18 protein-coding genes are annotated in these 18,977 nt (G+C 64.6%); 5 read left to right on the top strand and 13 right to left on the bottom strand.

All coding sequences use genetic code 11. The features are described from left to right. Position 1: 1 nt before the first annotated feature. Complete coding sequence (locus JVX98_RS10130) at positions 2–1,108, bottom strand: endonuclease/exonuclease/phosphatase family protein (RefSeq protein WP_205238506.1); 1,107 nt, start codon at positions 1,106–1,108, stop codon at positions 2–4. Between the two features lie 227 nt (positions 1,109–1,335). On the opposite strand from JVX98_RS10130, the gene JVX98_RS10125 reads away from it, so the two are divergent. Next, positions 1,336–2,793, top strand: coding sequence for a CHAD domain-containing protein (locus JVX98_RS10125; protein WP_246764992.1), 1,458 nt, complete (start codon positions 1,336–1,338; stop codon positions 2,791–2,793). Between the two features lie 21 nt (positions 2,794–2,814). Here the strand turns inward: JVX98_RS10125 and JVX98_RS10120 are convergent, their stop codons facing one another. The 7 genes from JVX98_RS10120 to JVX98_RS10090 form a co-directional block, all read right to left on the bottom strand. Further along, positions 2,815–3,615 (bottom strand): transporter, encoded by an 801-nt coding sequence (locus JVX98_RS10120; RefSeq protein ID WP_205238504.1) that lies wholly within the window; start codon positions 3,613–3,615, stop codon positions 2,815–2,817. Between the two features lie 136 nt (positions 3,616–3,751). Beyond that, positions 3,752–5,299, bottom strand: a complete 1,548-nt coding sequence (locus JVX98_RS10115) for a DUF1254 domain-containing protein (protein WP_205238503.1) — start codon at positions 5,297–5,299, stop codon at positions 3,752–3,754. A gap of 374 nt (positions 5,300–5,673) precedes the next feature. Beyond that, on the bottom strand, positions 5,674–6,591 hold the full coding sequence (dapA, locus tag JVX98_RS10110; RefSeq protein WP_205238502.1) for a 4-hydroxy-tetrahydrodipicolinate synthase: 918 nt from the start codon (positions 6,589–6,591) through the stop codon (positions 5,674–5,676). Positions 6,592–6,839: 248 nt separating this feature from the next. Then, positions 6,840–7,481, bottom strand: a complete 642-nt coding sequence (locus JVX98_RS10105) for an Isoquinoline 1-oxidoreductase subunit (protein ID WP_205238501.1) — start codon at positions 7,479–7,481, stop codon at positions 6,840–6,842. A gap of 2 nt (positions 7,482–7,483) precedes the next feature. Continuing rightward, the gene (locus JVX98_RS10100) at positions 7,484–9,637 is read right to left on the bottom strand and encodes a molybdopterin cofactor-binding domain-containing protein (RefSeq protein WP_113189608.1); all 2,154 of its coding nucleotides are present in this window, start codon (positions 9,635–9,637) and stop codon (positions 7,484–7,486) included. A gap of 4 nt (positions 9,638–9,641) precedes the next feature. Further along, on the bottom strand, positions 9,642–10,097 hold the full coding sequence (locus JVX98_RS10095) for a (2Fe-2S)-binding protein (protein WP_205238500.1): 456 nt from the start codon (positions 10,095–10,097) through the stop codon (positions 9,642–9,644). 240 nt (positions 10,098–10,337) lie between these two features. Next, entirely contained in the window at positions 10,338–10,733 is a 396-nt protein-coding gene (locus tag JVX98_RS10090) for an Ohr family peroxiredoxin (protein ID WP_034793353.1), read from the bottom strand. A gap of 150 nt (positions 10,734–10,883) precedes the next feature. On the opposite strand from JVX98_RS10090, the gene JVX98_RS10085 reads away from it, so the two are divergent. Next, on the top strand, positions 10,884–11,369 hold the full coding sequence (locus tag JVX98_RS10085; protein ID WP_192446525.1) for a MarR family winged helix-turn-helix transcriptional regulator: 486 nt from the start codon (positions 10,884–10,886) through the stop codon (positions 11,367–11,369). Positions 11,370–11,496: 127 nt separating this feature from the next. Here the strand turns inward: JVX98_RS10085 and JVX98_RS10080 are convergent, their stop codons facing one another. The 3 genes from JVX98_RS10080 to JVX98_RS10070 form a co-directional block, all read right to left on the bottom strand. Then, entirely contained in the window at positions 11,497–12,528 is a 1,032-nt protein-coding gene (locus JVX98_RS10080) for a DUF3095 family protein (protein ID WP_205238499.1), read from the bottom strand. Positions 12,529–12,728: 200 nt separating this feature from the next. Then, positions 12,729–13,211, bottom strand: coding sequence for a transcription elongation factor GreA (gene greA / locus JVX98_RS10075; RefSeq protein ID WP_205238498.1), 483 nt, complete (start codon positions 13,209–13,211; stop codon positions 12,729–12,731). Positions 13,212–13,378: 167 nt separating this feature from the next. Further along, complete coding sequence (locus JVX98_RS10070; protein WP_246764991.1) at positions 13,379–14,755, bottom strand: phenylacetate--CoA ligase family protein; 1,377 nt, start codon at positions 14,753–14,755, stop codon at positions 13,379–13,381. Between the two features lie 323 nt (positions 14,756–15,078). Between JVX98_RS10070 and JVX98_RS10065 the strand changes: the two genes are divergently transcribed. After that, entirely contained in the window at positions 15,079–15,732 is a 654-nt protein-coding gene (locus tag JVX98_RS10065) for a glutathione S-transferase family protein (RefSeq protein WP_205238497.1), read from the top strand. A 185-nt stretch (positions 15,733–15,917) separates the two neighbouring features. Here the strand turns inward: JVX98_RS10065 and JVX98_RS10060 are convergent, their stop codons facing one another. Then, positions 15,918–16,454, bottom strand: coding sequence for a hypothetical protein (locus JVX98_RS10060; RefSeq protein WP_205238496.1), 537 nt, complete (start codon positions 16,452–16,454; stop codon positions 15,918–15,920). A 161-nt stretch (positions 16,455–16,615) separates the two neighbouring features. Here JVX98_RS10060 and JVX98_RS10055 point away from each other — a divergent pair, with 161 nt between their 5' ends. Next, entirely contained in the window at positions 16,616–17,149 is a 534-nt protein-coding gene (locus tag JVX98_RS10055; protein ID WP_205238495.1) for a putative immunity protein, read from the top strand. A 7-nt stretch (positions 17,150–17,156) separates the two neighbouring features. Here JVX98_RS10055 and gcvA read toward each other — a convergent pair whose 3' ends face one another. Further along, positions 17,157–18,101, bottom strand: a complete 945-nt coding sequence (gene gcvA, locus JVX98_RS10050) for a transcriptional regulator GcvA (protein WP_205238494.1) — start codon at positions 18,099–18,101, stop codon at positions 17,157–17,159. A gap of 124 nt (positions 18,102–18,225) precedes the next feature. On the opposite strand from gcvA, the gene JVX98_RS10045 reads away from it, so the two are divergent. Next, a complete protein-coding gene (locus JVX98_RS10045) occupies positions 18,226–18,930 on the top strand; it encodes an SDR family oxidoreductase (RefSeq protein ID WP_205238493.1) in 705 nt (234 codons plus the stop codon). Positions 18,931–18,977: the final 47 nt, after the last annotated feature.

Below are 18,977 nucleotides of genomic sequence, written 5' to 3'. Positions count from 1 at the left end.
TTCACACATCCAGGGTGATGGCCACGGGGCAATGGTCGGACGCCTTCGGCCTGTCCCAGCCGGTGCGCGGATAACGCTCCACCTCCAGCTCCGGCGGAAAGATCGTGCGGAACGGCTGGCCGCCGCGAATGACCTCGGGCACCTGGTGTGCGTTGCGCTTGGCAAGCGCCGGCGACAGCCAGATATAGTCGAGCTGGCAGAGATGCCGCTCCTGCGGCCCGCGGCTGTGAAACAGCGTCCAGCGGTCCATCACCGGCCGGCGCAGCATCGGGTTTTCGGCGAAGCCATCATGAGTGAAAACGTCGAGCGAACTCGTCTCCTCCTCATGCGGAACGAACTGGTAGCCCGTGCGCCGGTCGCCGAGGATGTTCACCTTCTCCTGGTAGTCGTTCAAGTCGCCGCAGATCGCAAACATCTTGTCTGCCGTGTGCCCGCGGCCAAAGCGGCTTTCGATGATGTGGCGCACGGCCGAGGCTTCGGCGACGCGCAGCGGCATCGTCGCCTGCCGGCCGTCGAGCCCTTCGCGCGCCGGCCCCATCGATTTGAAATGCACCACATAGAGCGTCAGCGGTCGCCCGCCGATGCGAAGATCGAGCTCCAGGCAGTCGCGCTTGAAGATCCGGTCGGCCGGCCGGTTGGTATGGGCGATCTGGTCGTTGAAGAGGTCGAGGTCCTCATAGGTCAGCCCCGCATGGCTTTTGACCTCCAGGCACTCGATCGGCTGGCCGTCGCGCGTCTCCTCGCGCATCAGCACAGCCACATCGATCCCGCGCGAATCATTGCCTTCGATCAGGTACTTCTGGCGATAGCCGTTGCCGACCATGCGGAAGAGGTAGTTGTATTCGAAGGCCTGCAGCGAGGCCATGTTGTCGGCTTCCTGCAGGCAGAGGATATCCGCATCGCAATCGGCGATCGCCAGCGCCGACATCTGCCGCGTATCGTCCGTATGCGCAATCGTGCGCGCCTCCTCCAACCGCTGGTACTCGGCTTCCGTCTTCACGTCGAAGAGCCGCAGCACCCGGTCCTGTTTCAGCTGGTTGCGAAATCCGGAAAAGTCGAAGCGGCTCAAAAGGTTTTCGATATTGAAGGTGGCAAGGCGAAGCGACATTTATCAATTCCGTGGCATGAAATGCCGGGAGCTTAAAGCAATTCCAGGAAAAGTGCGAAGCGGTTTTCCGTCCGGAATCCATTGAAATCCCGTACACCTCAGCGGCCTTTCGCTTCGAGCGCGACCTATCGCGTCGGACCGCCACGCAAATATGATCCATGTCATTCAGAACACGAACCAATGTGCTCATATGGCATTATCGCGTTGTCTATCGCACTTGTTGGAGGATGGGGTTGAACACGGAAATCGAAATCAAGCTCGAGCTTCTCCCTGAAGATCTCGATCGCTTTACCGAATCCGGGCTTCTGGGTGAGCCGGCAAGCGTCGAAAGCCAGCGGTCGGTCTATTTCGACACGCGTGCCCGCGACCTGTTCCAGTCGGGCTTCACCCTGCGCATCCGCACGGTCGGCTCTGCCCGCACCCAGACGATCAAAGCCACGGGCGCGAGCGCCTCGGTCTTTGCCCGGCCGGAATGGGAGCAGCCGCTGGGCAGCGACGAGCCGGTGGTCGACCACACCACGCCGCTTGCCGCCCAGTTCGACCTTGAGCCGGGCGATCTGCAGGCGCATTTTGCCGTCGATGTCGAACGCACCAGCTGGAAGGTGAAGCAGGATGGCGCCGACATCGAGGTCGTGCTCGACCGCGGCCGGATCACCGCGGGCACCCGCCAGACCACGATCGGCGAGATCGAACTCGAACTCAAGGACGGCGCGCCCGAGGCGCTCTTCACGCTTGCCCGCCGCATCGAGGCGATCGTTCCCATCCGCTTCGGCGTCATGTCCAAGGCCGAGCGCGGATTCCGTCTCATCGATGCCGAGCAGATGGTCTTCAAAGCCGAGCCGGTCGAACTCGACCGCGAGATGCGGGTGGCAAAGAGTTTTCGCACAGTCGCCCTTTCCTGTCTTCGCCACCACCGCCTGAACGAGGACGTGCTGCGCGTGCGCCAAAACCCGGAGGCGCTGCACCAGGCCCGCGTTGCCCTTCGGCGCCTGCGTTCGGCCTTCTCGCTCTACAGGGATCTGCTTCAGGACGATGAAAGCACGCGCCTGAAAGGCGAGCTGAAATGGCTGGCAGGCGCCTTCGGCAAAGCCCGCGACGTCGACGTTCTCCTGGGCCGCGCATCGCAGCCGGAACTTGTCGACCGGCTGAAGACTGCCCGCGTCGCCCGCTATCGCGAACTGTTCGAAGCGCTCGACGACGGTCGTGGCCGCGCCCTGATGCTCGACCTCTACGAATGGCTGCATTGTGGCGCCTATCTCTCGTCACCGCCCGCCGAACTTCATGATCGTCCGGTGACCGATTTCGCCGAGGCGGTGCTCGACCGCGAGCGCCGGAAGCTGAAGAAGCATGGTCGTGCGCTCGCCAAGGTCAACGACGAGGAACGGCACGAGGCCCGCAAGGACGCCAAGAAGCTGCGTTATGCCGCCGAATTCTTCGCGACGCTGTTCGACGACAAGCGCGGCGCCAGGCGCCACAAGCGCTTCACCACGGCCATGGCCGCGCTGCAGGATGAACTCGGCACGCTCAACGACCTGGTCTCGTCGCCGCACGTGCTGAGCGATATCGGCCTTGAGGACCACCCGGACGCCGGAACGCTCGTCGTAGAGGCGAACAAGGACAGGCTCATCGACCGCGCACAGGCCGCGCTCGACGATGTGATCGACGTCAAGCGTTTCTGGCGCTGAGCGCCTGCCAGCCGGTCGGTGTCACTCGGGAAAGAGAAAGGTGATGCCGGCCCGCACGCCCCAGCCGTTCGGGCCGTTGTCGGGCGAAGCCGCCCAATAGCGCGCGCCAAGCTGAAGGCTCACCGGCTGCTCGCCGAATTTGGTGAGCTTCGACACGGAAAAATTGATCGGCACGCTCCACTGGTCGTTTTTCCAGTCGTAGGTGCTTTCCGTGTTGAGCGCGAAGGTCCAGGCATCCGGTGTGGTGTAGGACAGGAACGGCTGCAGGAAGGTCGAACTCACGTCGTCCCGGTTGTGGTCGCCGGCAACCGACCAGATGTGGTTGGCGAGCACGCCATAGGTCCAGTGGTTATCCTGCTTGAGCAGTACGGCCGTCGGCCCGACGCCCCATTTTTCGCCGCCGAGCAGATCATCCGTCGCCGTCGGCAGCAGGAACGCCGGCCCCGCGCCCCAGATAAGGCCGCCGGATGTCGGCTCCTTGGGCGAGAAGAAGAAGCTCTGCAGCGTATCGCCGAGGCCGAACTGGTGGCCACTGTCACCGGCAATGTCGTTCTGCCAGGCGACGGGCAGGATGGTGCGGGAGATGACCGTCCAGTCGTCGTTGAGCGAAATCGGGATGACCGGCTGGATGTTCAGCGTCACCTTGTTGCCGTCATCGGGGCCGTAGCCGCGGTCGTAGTTGAACTGGAAGGGCACGCTGATCAGCGAGGCGACCGGGTTCGAGAGCTTCTTGGCGAGGTCGGCGCTGGAATCCTGCGCAAAGGCATGGGGCGCGGCGAGCAGCGCGGCAACCAATCCCGCCGAAACGACACGTGGATGCATCGACAGTCTCCGTTCCGAAACACGATCTTTGCCGTTCAACTACACACGAAATCGCGAAACGGAGCCAGAGAGCGCAAGGGATTGCCGGAGCGGGTTCACCCCGGCGCCGCTTCCGCCAGGGCCTGCCGTGCCGACGTCAGGCCGAAACCGTGATCTTCGGCGGCTGCCAGGAGCCGTCGAGGATCTCGTCCTTGCCCCAATAGGCGCGAATATAGAGCGAGAAGATCCCGTGCGGCGCCGGCAGCCAGTTGCTGTCCTTCTCCCCGCCGGGGCGCTCGGCGCTGACATAGAGCGTCAGCGAGCCATCCTCATTGTGCTTCAGCTTGTCGCTCTTGGTGCCCAGCGAGTAGCGCTTGAAGTCGTTGGTGTGGAAGAGGTGCTTGTCGTTATAAAGGGTCAGCGACCAGAAGCCGTGCACCGGCGGCTCCTCGCCGGCGGCAAAGGTGATTTCGTAGAGCTTCACGCCGGTCAGCTGGTCGCCGGCGCCGTCGAAATCAGTATAGAAATACTGCGTCTCGTTCGGCCGGTTGTTGAACATGTTCGACCTGGCGGTGCCGGTCCGGTTGAAGTAGTCGATGCCCCATTGTCCATTGTTGACCGAGCGGTTCCAGCCATTGCCGGCCGGAAGCCCGTTGCGCTGCCATTCGAAGAAGGGGCGGATGACCTTCTCCTCCGTCTCGATCGCCGTGTCGACGAGCATGCCTCGAAGCTCGGGATCCCGCTCGGCCGCGTCGAGCAACAGGCGGAACTGGGCAAAAAGCGCCTCCTCCCCCGGCAGCGGATCGACCGCGGCGATGGCGTCGCCGAACTGGTCGAAGAACGTCTCCGGCGTCACCCATTTGGTTTCGCCGTCGGTCGCGCCGCCATTCAGGGGCGGCGCCGGAATGTCGGTCAGCTTCGCCCAATCGATGGTTTTCGCTTCGCCGGTGAATTCCTTCAGCGGATAAAAGACCACCTGGTTGATCAGCGGCTGGATCGCCTGGTTGTCGTCGCTGACATCGGTCTGGAAGATGCGGGGAATGGCGCTCGCAAGCGATGTCGGGGAGCGGATGATGTCGGTGATGCCGGCGGGCTTCAGCCCGTCCCAGTCGGGGCCGACAAGAAGATAGAAGCCGGGCCGCGTGCCATAGGGCTTGCCGAGCTGGCCGAACTGATCGGTGCGGGCATCGTAGAGCGAATAGAGCCAGAAGCGGTCGCCGAAGTCGGGCACCTGCGCGACGACAGGCTCGTCGTCGAGCTCGAAGAAACCGAGGCCATAGACGACGTCCTGGTTGGGGCATGTGACGAAGGTTTCCGACGGCTCGATATAGTCGTGCAGCATGCCCACCTGGCCGCGCGGGGCCACCGGCGAGAGCCCGCCGAGCAGGCCCGCATAGGGCGCCTGGGTGATCTTGGCCCGGCGGTTCAGCATGTTGACGATCGGCCAGCCCCAGATATAGGCCATTTGCCCGATGGTGCGGGCATAGCCCGGATGCATGGCGACGCCGGTGACCGGCAATGTCGGCGCACCCGGCCCGAGCGCCTGTTGTGCCGCGGCGGGCGTGGCCGAGGTCGCGACCGAGGCGGCCGTCAGCGCCGCCGGAACGGCCGCTCCGGCGCCGATCGCGGCAAGCGAGGCTGCGCCGATCCCGCCTTTCATCATGTCGCGTCGAGTGACTTCAAGATTGCTGCCGGATGTCTTCATCATCGTCTCCAGGCGTCCTGATCAATCAGCTTTGGGACGGGCAGCCGCACAGGCGCCCCGTTTTTGGCATACCATCCATCTCGCCCGGCTTGGTCCTCGCGCCGGGAAACCGGCTTTCGCCCTCACCCGTGACGGTTCAGGGCACGGATCGCTCGCAAGAATGGTTCTCTGTTTTTTTCCTCAACTGCGGCATTTCAATGCCCGGCAGCACGGTCCGCGCAGCGCCATCGGACACCGCGCATAAGGACCGCTATCCTGCCGAAACAAGCCGTTCGGCGAAAGTACGTAACTGTTAAAATACGATGCAAATGGCGGCGCAAAGCAGGGCGATCTTGCGTTCACCGACCGCCCCGCTTTGGGAAACCGTCACAGGCTCAGCGCCGGCCGTCCTGCGCCGCCATCGCCTTTTCGATCCTCAGCGCCAGGTCATCGCTGACCGGCACCATCGGCAGGCGCATCTCCGCACTGTCGATCAGACCCGCGCGCCACAGCCAATGCTTGATCGGCCCGGGGCTCGGCTCGGCAAAGAGCAGCCGCGGCAGATCGGCAAGGCGCTGCCAGGCGGAAAGTGCTCCCGCCTGGTCACCGGCAAGGAGCCTGTTGCGGATGTCGGCAAAGGCTGCGGTCTGCACATGGGCGGACGCAGTGATCCCGCCTTCCGCCCCTTGCGTCAGCGCCGTGTAGAACAGCGGATCTTCACCGGTCAGCACGGCGAAATCGCTGGGCTTGTGACGCAGCAGATCGAAGGATTGCATCGCATCCGCTGAACAATCCTTGACGCCAACGATGTTTCTCCGCTCCGCCAGTTGCAGCATCGTCTCGTTGCCGAGGTTGACGCCCGTCCGGTAGGGAATGTTGTAGATCAGGATCGGCCGGTCCGTGGCGTCGGCAAGCGCCGAGAAATGCGCATAAAGACCGCGCTGCGACGGCCGGGTGTAATAGGGGCAGGCAATCAGATAGCCATCGGCGCCCCAGGTCGCCGTCCGCTCCAGCGCCTTCACCGACTTCCGCGTATCGCTACCGGAAAGCCCGAAATAGACGGGGATGCGCCGCCCCGCTGCAGCCAGGGTCTCGTTGGTGATCGCAACCACCCGCTCGCACTCCGCCTCGTCGAGCGCCATGCCCTCGCCCGTGGTCGCGCCGAGAATGAAGCCGTCGATCGGCTCGGCCGCATAGTGGACGACCAGCCGGCGGAGCGAGCGCTCGTCCAGTTCACCGTCGCGAAACGGCGTGATCAGCGGCAGCCAGAGGGCGCCAAGGCCCGGCGATCGTGTTGAAGCTGTGCTTTCCATAAAATTCCATCTCCTTTGAAAAACCGGAGACGGAGAGCGCAAGCGAAAACCCCGTCCGAACCGGCGGGGTCGATCTGATCCTTGTGCTTGCTATGCTCTGCGCGCAACGACCGTCAGCCCCGGATACGGGGCTTTTTTCATAGTCGTCAGTTTTGCGAGGCGGCAGGTCATGGTGGTGAAGGTCGAACAGTCCGGCTGCCTTGTCAAGGAGGACCGGTGCCGCACTCAGTCCGCACATCTGCCTTCGCTCAGTCTGGACATTCCGCGCCGGTCTCCACCCAGGCGGTGATCAGCGCGGCGAACTCCGGTTGCGAACCGGGCGGCGCACTGCGGCCCTCACCCGGATGCCAGGCCCAGCCGACCAGGTGATCCTCGCCCATGTGCTTGATGAGATCGGCATGGGAGCGGTTGCCGTTACGCTCGGTGTCCTTCACCTGTTCGCAGATCTCGCGAACGGTGAGGCCCTGCCAGGCCATGCTTTCGGGCGCCAGCTGCCAATGGGCGTTGCCGGGGATGGACTTCAGCCGGCTGCCGACGATCGCCCGGTTCACCGCGCCGTGGCAGGTGCTGCAGGCAAGGCCGGCCGGCCCCATCGAACTGTCGGCGGCGATCATCAGAGGCACATGCGGGTGCATGTCCTCGCCCTGCGTCGGGCTGCGCGTTGCCGGGTGGCAGTTGATGCAGCGCGGATGGGTGAGCACCCGGCTCGCCTCGGCAAAGATCGCCTTCGAGCGCTGGCGCGCATCGGTGATCGAGGCAAAGTCGGCCGCGCCTTTCAAGGCGCCGCCGCTGGCGGTTTCGGCAAAACCGCTGACCGGCTCGAAAGTGGCGATGAGACCTGCCGCCACGAGCGCGGATGCAAGCGAGAGAGCAAGGGCGGGCTTGTTCATGGTCACACCCTCCTCAGGTCGCCCTGGTCGATCGGGAGGGTTCTGAGCCGCTTGCCGGTCGCCATGAAGATCGCGTTCAGAAGCGCCGGCGCCACGCCGGGCGTGCCCACTTCGCCGATGCCGCCGGGCGCCTCGGCGCTCGGCACGATATGCACCTCGATCGGCGGCGTCTCGTGAATGCGCAGGACAGGCGCATCGTCGAAATTCCCTTCGACCACCGCGCCGTTTTCGACGGTGATGCGCCCGTAAAGTGCCGCACTCAGGCCGTAGACGACGCCGCTCTGGATCTGTGCTTCGACCGTGTCCGGGTTGATCACCTGGCCGCAATCGACCGCGCAGACGATACGCTCGGTCTTGAACCTGCCGTTCCCGTCGAGGCTGACTTCGGCGACCATCGCCGCGAAGCTGCCGAAATCCTCGGCAACCGCGATACCCCGCCCCCTGCCCTTGGCAAGCGGGGTCGACCAGCCGGCCTTCTCGGCTGCAAGGTCGAGCGCGCCGAGCAGCCGCGGCTTGTGCTGCAGCAGCCGCCGCCGGTATTCGAGCGGATCGATGCCCGCCAGTTCCGCCAGTTCGTCGATTCCGCATTCGACCGGGGGAATGTTGCGGGTGGCGCCGACACCACGCCAGTTGCCGGTGAGCATGCCATCCGGCGCCTCTTGGCGGGCAAAATCGGTCTGCCTGTTTTCGATCGCATAGGGCGTTTCGGCCCCCGCCATCTGGTCGAGGTCGACACCGTCCTTGGTAAAGCCCGGGAACCAGCGCGCCATGACCGACGGGCCGATGACCCGGTGCCGCCAGGAGACCGGCATGCCGTCGGCCCCGAGCGTCGCCGTCACCTTGCTGTAGTTGAGGTAACGATAGCAGTCGTGACGGATGTCCTCCTCCCGGCTCCAGGTCACTTTCACCGGGCCCTTCACCTGCTTGGCGATCTTCGTCGCGAGGATCACGCCGTCGACATCGAGCCTGCGGCCAAAGCCGCCGCCGAGCAAGTGGTTGTGCACCACCACCTTTTCGACCGGCAGGCCGGTCACGTCGGCCGCCGCCTGCCGTGCCCGGCTCATGATCTGCGTTCCCACCCAGACCTCGCAGCCATCGGGGCGCACATGCACGGTGCAATTCATCGGCTCCATGGCGGAATGGGTCAGGATCGGCATGCGGTAGACGAATTCGTGCACCGGCCCATGCTCGGCCTCGGCCTTGGCGACATCGCCTTCGCTGACATGCGGCAGGGCTTTGCCGTCGATCGCCGCATCCATGAGGTGCTCGAGTTCGGCTTGCGAAACCGAGGCGCTCGGCCCCGGATCCCATTCGATCGAAAGGGCCGCGAGCCCCTTCCGCGCAGCGCCGGTATTGTTGGCGACGACCGCGACGGCCTCCTCGATGCGGACCACCTGACTGACGCCCTTGATCGCCATGGCCGGGGCCTCGTCGACTGAGCGCAGCTTGCCGTTGAAGTGCGGACAGATCGCGATCGCCGCATAGGAGACGCCATCCGGGCGGGCATCGATGCCGAATTTCGCCGTGCCGTTCACCTTCTCCGGGCTGTCGAGACGATGCACCGGCTTGCCGATCACCCGGTAGCTGGACGCCGGCTTCAGCGGCACCTCCTGCGGCACGACTTCAGAGGCCGCAGCCGCAATCAGGCTGCCATAGGCGGCGCGCCGGCTGCCGGCGGTCTCGACCACATGTCCCGCCTCGGCCTTGCAGGCGTCGGGCGAAACGCCCCAGTCGCGCGCCGCAGCACCGATGAGCATGATGCGGGCCGCAGCACCCGCCTTGCGCATCTGCTCGTAGACACCGCGGATCGCAAAGGAACCGCCGGTGATCTGGTCGCCCAGCAGCGGATTGGCATATTGCTTGGGGTCGGCCGGCGCATGTTCCAGCACCACCTGGTCGAGCCCGACCTCCAGCTCTTCGGCAAGCATCATCGCGACCGCCGTATAGATGCCCTGCCCCATTTCCACCGAGGGCATGACGAAGGTGATCTTGCCTTCCTGGGGAATGCGGATGAAGGCGTTCGGCGAAAAGGGCTCGCCCGCTGCGACGGCCGCCTGCGGCCTGAAGCTGATCACCAGCCCCGCACCGGTCAGCGATGCGCCGATCAGAAGCTGGCGGCGCGATAAGGAAAGGTTCGTTCTGTCGAAGATGGACATGGCATCACCCCCGCGCCGCAAGCTTGATGGCTGCACGAATGCGCGGATAGGTGCCGCAACGACAGATGTTTCCGGCCATGACCGCATCGATGTCGTTGTCATCAGGCGTGGGATTGGCGGCAATGAGCGCGGTCGCCGACATGATCTGCCCGGATTGACAGTAGCCGCACTGCACCACGTCGATGTCGAGCCAGGCCTGCTGCACCCGTTTGCCCTCGGGCGTGTCGCCGATCGCCTCGATCGTGGTGATCGATTTCTCCGCCGCCTCGGACACCGGCATCACGCAGGAGCGCGCCGCCTGCCCGTCGACATGCACCGTGCAGGCGCCGCACATGGCGATGCCGCAGCCGAATTTGGTTCCGGTAAGCCCTATCGCGTCGCGCAGGACCCAGAGCAGAGGGATATCGCCGTCCACATCGACGGCATAGCTCTTTCCATTGACCGTGAGGTTGTAAGGCATGCGACCATCGGCCCCTCAGGGCCGCTCCCCTGTACATGCGAAGGCGCGAAAATACCAACAAGGCGGACGATCGGCCAAATTACATTCTTGTGAGGTCCCGTCGGGAAAATCCCTCCGCCACCGCCGCCGGACGCCATGCGTAGAGGAACGAGCGCTGCTGAAACGAAATCGGGATGCGCCGCGGCTGGTGACCAGCTCCGGCACATCCCGATGATATCAATAGGTTTTTTTAAGCGGAAATCAGAGGAGATTGGTCTCGACGTCGATGTTGCCGCGCACCGCCTTGGAGTAAGGGCAGATATCATGGGCGGCGTGGATGATGTCGTGCGCAACGTCGCGGTCGAGACCATCCAGGCGAACGTTCAGCCGGGCACGCAGGAAATAGGAGCCGTCGTTGACGTTGAGATCGATCTCGGTATCGACCTGCGGCCCGGCCGGGAGCTTCACCTTGCGCTGCAGCGCTGCAAGCTCGATCGCGCCCAGGTAACAGGCCGACCAGGCGGCGCCGAACAGGTTTTCCGCCGCCGGATGCGGCTGGGTGAGCTTGAGTTCCAAAGTGCCGTCTTGGCTGATGGTGCCGCCGTCGCGGCCGCTGGTGTTGTGGGTCTTGCCGGTGAAAAGGAGCTTCTCGGTCATGTCATTTCCTCTCTGTTTGATTTTTTATCGGATCCGCTTTAATCGGATGCGATGTTTATAATTGAACCACGGGATACCGTCAACACAATTGCGATTTAATCGGATGCGATTTATATTAAGTGCAGACAACGAAAAGGAAAAAAGATTCCCATGTCCACGTCCAAGACTGCCAAGGACCCCGGCACTGCATCGCCCAAGCGCGGCAAGAAGCTCTCGAACTTCCTGTGCTTTGCCATTTACTCGGCAAATCTTGCCTTCGGCCGTGCCTATAAGCCCCTGCTGGACAAGCTCGGCCTGACCTATACCCAATACGTCACCCTGGTGGCTCTGTCGGAGGAAGACGACCAGACGGTGAGCACGCTTGGCGAAAAGCTCTTTCTGGAATCGAACACGCTGACGCCGATCCTGAAGAAGCTCGAGGCTGACGGTTACCTTCAGCGTCGCCGCGATCCCACGGACGAACGCCAGGTGCGGCTGACGCTGACGCCGGCCGGCCAGGCGCTGGTGGATGCCGACCCGGGTGCTGCGCTGACCGACGCGATCGGCCTCGGCGACGACTTTGCGACGGTGCAGCAGTCGGTGGCAAAGCTGCGCGACAACCTGCTGAACGCCGGCCAGGCCGGAAACAGGAAATAGCAAAGGTCGCCGAAACGCCCGCCCGCCGCCACCGCGATTATCGTTCGCATAAAAAGGTCGGCGCCCTGATCGGCGGATTTCAGCATTGCACTGGAGGGCGGCGCGCCGCCCTTGCCGCTTGGCACGATCAGGCGCTCAAGCATTCACGCGGCGCCATCATTTCCGCGGCCTTGGCGTAGCCGCCATCCATGCCGTCGAGAAAATGCAAGTGCGCATCCGGCCGCGCCGACGGCACAAGGCAGGTCATCAGCGCGTGGCTCTGCCGATGCAGCCCGAAGATGACCTCGCCGCGCGCCTTGGCCGCCGCAAGGATCGCCTCGATGCGGTCGATCTGCTCCGCAGTGCAATCCACCGTCAGGCGCAGTCCGTCGTCATATTTGCGAAAATCGGAACTGGCAGCCACGCCCGCCCAGCGCTCGGGCGCAACCTGCACCCGCGCGTCCTTCGGCACACCCATTTCCTCCGGCAGAGGATGCGACTGCCGCGGCCCCTGATCGAAGACGGCGATCACCGCGCGCGCAACGGCGGCAAAGCGCTCGGGCGTGACGTCGTCGGCGGGTTCTGCCAGCAGCGACAGGATCTGCCCCTGCCGGCTTGGAAACGGCCGCCATTCGCACGCAAGGCCGGTCAGATCCGGCTCGCTGCCGTGGCTTTCCGGCGACAGCAGGTAGCGCCCCTGCTTCAGCTGCCGCTCCGCCCATTTGAGCCCGCCGCCGGCAAACATCGCATAGGTCGCATGCTCCGATGCGGCATAGCGGGCGATCCGCACATCCTGGCCATGGTCCCTGACGTCCCGGACCGTCAGCAGGCCGACACGCAAATCGAGGTTAAACCGGTCCCTTGCCAAGGCCGCGAGCTGCCGCAGCGCCGAACGCGCCATGGCCTCCCCGCCCGGCGCCAGCGCAAAGGCCGCGCCATCGCCGCGAAACACGAAGGGAAAGTCGAAATCGCCGCGCGCGTTGCCGATGGCGGCAATCGCCGAGGCGCCGACATAGTTGACGTCCTCATAGCGCCCGGCCCGGATCGCGCCGGTGGAATTCACGACGTCGGTGATGCCGATCAGCCAGTCGTCCGGCAGCGGCACGTAGACATCGGGATCAAGCACGCGGGAAAACTCGCGATAGGCGCGAACGGGCGCAGCGTCACCAGTGTTGTGCATGTCCATTCTCCGTACCGACGAACCCGAGCAACCCTCTTGACCGCCTGCCTCCGGCAGGCGCTTCCGATCATCCGGCACCGCCAAATTAGATCGGACGCGATATAAATACCGACCAACGACGGAATGTCAAGATTGCACTATTAAATCGGATACTATTATTATAGCTGCAAACCGGCGTCATCACGCCGGCACGTCAGGGATCAGGAAATCGCCAAGACCTCGAGTTCCTGGTCGCCGACAGTGACGAGATCGCCCACCGACTTGCCCATCAGAATGCGCGCCACCGGCGCCACATAGGAGATCGACCCCGCCTTGGGATCCGCCTCGTCCTCGCCGACGATCCGGTACTTCTGCACCCGCCCGTCGTCACGGCTGAAGGTCACCGTGCTGCCAAAGGCGACGATCTCGTTGGAGGCAGGTTCGGGCATCAGCTGTGCGGTGCGCAGCCGTTCGGAGAGATAGCGCACGTCCCGCAAGGGTCCCGCCTGCTGCCGCCGCTTTTCGTTCACGTCGTCGATCGTGGCTGCCGCTTCATAGGCGACCCGCGCCTCCTGCATCTGCGCCTCCAGCGCCGTCAGCCCCGCCTTTGTCACCAGGTTCGGATGCGGCGAAACCGCCCGGTCCGGCAGCAGCGTCTCGGCGGCGGTTTCGGCACTTTCTTCCTTGGTGAAGGCAACGCTCAATCTTCAAAACTCCGTATCGCGGGCAAGAGGCCGGTTTCATATCGGCCCCGGACCGGCCTATCAACACTATAAGCCGCTTGCCCACCCGCCGGCCACCGGAATGTCCACCTGCTGCCGCGTGGCCGAAGCCGGGCCGCGATTGCACCACGCGTGCATCCTGCCCTCTCCTAGTCGCCGCCGGAGACCACCAGCTTTTGCTTCGCGCCGCCGCCCGAACGCGCGATCGCATCCACCACCCGCACACGGAACTCCGCGGGTTCGGCTTCGACCGCCTCGAGTGCCGCACGCACGCCCAGTTCGACGGCAGCGTGGACGGCGGCCGCATCGGCGCCTTCAAACACGGCGATCGCGATTTCCAGACCACCAGACAGTTGCACGAACTGGAATTGCCGCACCCCGGCCGCACCCGTCAGCGGCGAGCGAAGCCGGTGGGCGTGCACATTGACCGTTCCGCCACCACGCCTGGGCAGCCGCAGCGTCTCTTCCCTCCGCCCGGCAATCGACCCGATCCGCCAGAACGGCAGGCCGCAGCGGCACGGCTCGGTCGCCATCGCCACGATGTCGGAGATCTCGTAGCGCACCAGCGGCAGCGCGCGATTGGCAAGGGTCGTCACCAGCAGCTTCGCGCCCTCCACGCCGTCGGGTACCGGGCGGTCGTCTCCGTCCACCACCTCGAAGACGAAGCTGTCTTCGGCGAGATGCAGCCCGTCGCCAAGCAAGCATTCGTGGCCCATGGGTCCCGCCTCGGTGCAGACATAGCTGTCGGCGATGGACGCCTGCCAGGTTTCGGCCGCAAGCTCGCGCACCTCCTCCGTCAACGTCTCGGCGCTGGTTCGGAAAAGCCGCGGCCTGATCCTCAGCCGCCCCGCCTGCTGCTCGCCCACCAGGACACGCACGAAGGACGGATAGGTCGAGATCACCTCGGGCTGGTTCAGGTTGAGGCCCTCCACGATCTCCTCGATGGGCATCAGCACGTTGAACCGGGGCGCCGGGGGCCTCAACGCCCGAAGCTCCACGCCGATATGGTAGGAAATATGGACCGGCGACGAGGCGAATATGGCAACACTGCGCGTCGTCTCGTCGATGCCGACGATCGCCTGGAAACGCACCATGTTGGCGATGGCCGATAGCCAGGCTGCGGGATCGAATACCGCGACCCCACGCTCGCCGGTCGTGCCGCCCGTGGCAACGGCTCTGTATTCACCAAGCAGAAGCGAGCCGGAAGACTGTCCGCTGAGATGCCCCTCGACCAGTTGCCGGCTCAGCCTCGGGTCGGTAACGATCCGGTCGAAATTCTCCATAAGCGCCCGCTTCGTCAGCACGGGCAGATCCTTGAGTGCGGCCCCCTGCGCCAAGCGGTCGCCAATGGTTTCGCGATAGTAGGGTGACGCACTGACCGCATGCCTAAGGGCGGATTGCAGCGCGCCGCCTTGAAACGATCGCAACAGCTCCCGCGACCATTCCGAGCGCAGCAGACGCTCCCGTGCCGTCTTCAGCAGAAGGTCGCGATCGAGCGTCGGAGACGCGGCGGTGACTGGCGACATCGGATCAATCCTCGTGTCCTGCTTCAGCCTGGAACCGCGCCAACTGCAACCGGGCACGGTCAAAAGGTCGGCATGCGGACGAACCGTCGCTCCGGCAGATGGAACCGGAGCCCCTTGCCGCGAAAAGCGGAAACGGTCTGCCTGCCCGCTGCAACCGGGATTTGCGGCGAAACGTCCAATTGCACCTCAGGGCCTTGATTGTATCGCGAAAGCGGGGATCTATGCGACTGCAATGCGGAATACCCGCCCCGCCCCCAGTTTCGACGCAGGGCGACCAGGCTTCGGCCGGATTCGTCGCGGCACGACCAGGAGGAGAAAAGCAGTTGGCCGAACCCTTTGTCGTCTATGGAGCGTCAGGCTCCGGCTCCGTGCCGATCGAGGCGGCCCTCAGCCTGCTCGGCGTACCCTATCGCGTCGAGGATCACGCGCCCTGGGACGGAAAGCAGGAGGCGGACAGGCTGGCCCGCATCAATCCCCTGCGCCAGGTTCCGGCGCTCGTGCTCCCGAACGGCGAACTGATGACCGAAAGTGCCGCGATCCTGATCTGGCTCGCCGACGCCCACCCCGAGGGCCGCCTGGCCCCGGCCGTGAGCGACGCAAGGCGACCGGCTTTTCTCCGGTGGATGACCTTCGTATCCGCCGCCATCTACGCCCTCTATTGGATCGCCGACGACCCGTCCCGCATCGCCGAACGGGAAGAGGACCACGCCACTGTCAAGGCGCGCGTGTTCGACCGCGTCGCCCACTGCTGGCAGCGAATGGGCGCGGAGCTGCAACCGGGAAAATATCTTCTCGGCGACGAACTGTCGGTCCTCGACCTCTATGTCGCCACCGCCTCGCGCTGGTCTCCCGGCCGCCGCCGCTTCTACGAGGTCGCCCCGAAGCTCGCAGACGTCATCCGCCGCGTCGATGCCGACCCGAAGCTGGCCACCCTCTGGGCGGAACGCTTTCCTTTTACGCAGGGCTGGGAGCGCTGAACGCGATGGGTTGGCCGTCGTAACCCATACTGACAACGATTGGCTCTCTTTACGATACGCCCGTGGCTTTACGGAAATTAGTCTCGTGATTGCCAGCGTCAACCGAACCTACCGGATTCGGGAAGGTGCGACGACGTTCAGAGATGTCGCCCAGCCGTGACGGGCGTCGGCAAACATTCGGCCAATCAGCGTCTCAGCGACGAGATCTTCGCCTGAAGCTCAACGGCACCGATGCCTGCGAGGGTGCCCCCGTGAAAGAAGGCGTCGTCAGTGATTTCCAGGCCGCTCCAGGGCGGCGGAGCCAGGGCCATCAGCGTTTCGGCCGAACCGGCCTCGACCTCCGACAGGATCAGCCCGGAAAGCGCGCCTTCAAAGACGTCGATGCTGTAGACCAACCCCTCGAACTCGCGGCGGTAGCGGCGCTTGCGAACCCTGTTTCCGGGCAGTTTCGACAGCAGTTCATACTCTTCGGCAGTCAGATAGATGTTGACGATCGGCTGAGATGTGGTGCTGTCCGACGGGTATTTCTTGCAGAACTTGAACTCGGGCGGGCGGGCATCGCTGAAGGTGATGGCACGAGCCCGGAGCCGGCTCCCGGTCACGTAGAGGTCCTCGATCGTCCGATAATCGTGCTGCGACAGATCCGGGCAGCGATCGACGAGAAAGCGCCGCTCGTTCTCGATTTGCGCGTATTTGGGAGTCTCGATTTCGGCAGGCATCATTTTCGCTTCATCCCATGGCCCGGTGCGGCAGGCGCACAATAGGTCTGTTGCGGATCACTGCAAGTTCTGCCACGGCTGACGGCGACGGGATTTCGAACGCCCGAGGCTTCCACGTCAGACGGGGTGCCGCGTGTCGGTCTGCCATACGAGGGACCTCAACCATGCACCAGGATAACGCTCCACCGCTCCTGAGCGAAGACAACCTGCGCCACATCACCCGTTGGGCAATCCTCTGCGCCGCACGCGCGCTGCCGGTCTTCGAGGCCGTCGTGCCGGGTGATCCGCGACCGCGCGAGGCGATCGCCGCGGCTGCCGCCTTTGCCGAGGGCGGTCCGCGCACGGCCGTCTTGCGCAAGGCCGCCTGGGCCGCCCAGGCAGCGGCGCGCGCGGTTGACGATCCCGCCGCCAAGGCCGCCGCCCGCGCCGCCATTGCCGCGGCCGGTGCACCCTATACCCACCCGATCGAAACGCCGCACCAGATCAACCATCTGCTCGGACCCGCAGCCTACGCCATCCAGGCGCTCTCGCTTGGCGTGGATGACGAGGCAGCCGCCACCGAAATTGAACTCCGGCAGCTGATCGCGCTCGCATCACCGGAAATCCGGCGCATCGTCGGCAAGTTGCCGGGACGAAAGCCCAGCAAGGGCGCGTTTCACGCCCTGCTCTACCGGCTCGACACGGCCCTGCGTCCCTGATCGCGGATCAAGAATTCACGCTCTGCGCTCCATCTGCAAGGTTCGGGTCCGCCGAGCCTCCCCGCTCCTTTTTCGCCTCATCGCTGAGCCAGGCGATCACGGTCTGCAGGCTGAGCGACTTTCGGTAGCGCGGCCAGACCAGATAGAAGTCCGAAGGCCCGGTCATCGATGCCTCGAACAGGCGGATGAGCCGCCCTTCGGCGAGATCGCGCGCAACGAAATCGCGGTTGGCGAGCACGATGCCCTGGCCGGCCGTCGCCGCCTCGATCGCGTGCGAGGTCTGGTTGAAGCTGATGCCTTTGAACGAGGCCTGCCGGCTGCCGCCGAAATGCCGCTCGATGAATTCCGGCCAGAAATTATGGGCGTCGTGCAGCAGCGTATAACCGGCCAGTTCCTCGGCTGTCTGCGGTGCCGGCCGCCCGGCAAGCAGCATCGGGCTGCAGACCGCGACGATCTCCTGCTCGAACAGCAGTTCCACCGCCAGCCCCGGCCCGAAGGGTGGCCGCCCGTAGCGCACGGCGAGATCGACGCCATCTGCCTGGAAGCTCGACATGCGGTCGGTCGCCAGAATATGCAGGTCGAGATCCGGATGCCTTGCGGTGAAATCCGGCAGGCGCGGGATCAGCCAGCGCGACGCGAAGGACGGCGTGGTGCTGATCGTCAGCCGCACCGGCTGGGGTTTCAGCCCGTCGGTCGCCCGCGCGATGATTTCGAGCGCCCGCCTGACATCGGCGATATAGGCGCGCCCCTCGCCGGTCAGCGCCAGCGCACGCGGCAGCCGCTCGAAGAGCTTCACCCCAAGCTCCGCCTCGAGCCCGCGGATCTGCTGGGCAACTGCGCCTTGCGTCACGCCCAGTTCCTCGGCGGCGAGGCGAAAGTTCAGGTGGCGCGCCGCCACCTCGAAGACTTTCACGCCATTCAGCGAAGGGAGCTTTCCCGGTGCGTCATTCATCGAATAGTTTTTCTACTGCCACATGAAAGCGAAACTGTTTCGCGGTTGCATGAAGGAGATGGTATTTCAACGGCAGCACCCGCGAAAGCGGCATTCCACGGATACGAATGAGGAGATTGATAAAATGGCAGTAGAAAAAGTGGCCGTAGTCACCGCCGGCGGCTCAGGCATGGGCGCCGAGAGCGCCAGGCGCCTGGCCGCCGACGGCTACAAGGTCGCGATCCTCTCCTCCTCCGGCAAGGGCGAGGCGCTCGCCGCCGAGCTCGGCGGCATCGGCATCACCGGCTCCAACCAATCGAACGATGACCTGAAGCGTCTTGTCGATGCGGCCATGGAAAAATGGGGCCGGATCGACGTGCTGGTCAACAGCGCCGGCCATGGCCCGCGCGCCCAGATCCTCGAAATCACCGACGAGCAGTGGCACACCGGCCTCGACGTCTACCTGATGAACGTCATCCGCCCGGTCCGCCTCGTCACGCCGATCATGCAGAAGCAGAAGGCGGGCGCGATCATCAACATCTCCACCGCCTGGGCCTTCGAGCCGTCGCCGATGTTCCCGACCTCGGCCGTCTTTCGCGCCGGTCTTGCCTCCTACACCAAGATCTTCGCCGACACCTATGCGGCCGACAACGTGCGCATGAACAACGTTCTGCCCGGCTGGATCGACAGCCTGCCGGCGACCGAAGAGCGCCGCGATGCCGTGCCGATGAAGCGCTACGGCACCAGCGCCGAGATCGCCGCCACCGTCGCCTTCCTCGCCTCGGATGGTGCCGCCTACATCACCGGCCAGAACCTGAAGGTGGATGGCGGCCTGACGCGCTCCGTCTGAGCGCGAGCCGCCCCTGTTGCCCCGTCGCGCGCCTCACCGGGCGCGCG

Origin of the sequence: Ensifer sp. PDNC004, assembly GCF_016919405.1 — a bacterium.
In the GTDB taxonomy this organism is placed as follows: domain Bacteria; phylum Pseudomonadota; class Alphaproteobacteria; order Rhizobiales; family Rhizobiaceae; genus Ensifer.
Note: the sequence above shows the minus strand (reverse complement) of the source record. Positions and strands in the feature narration are given on the sequence as shown.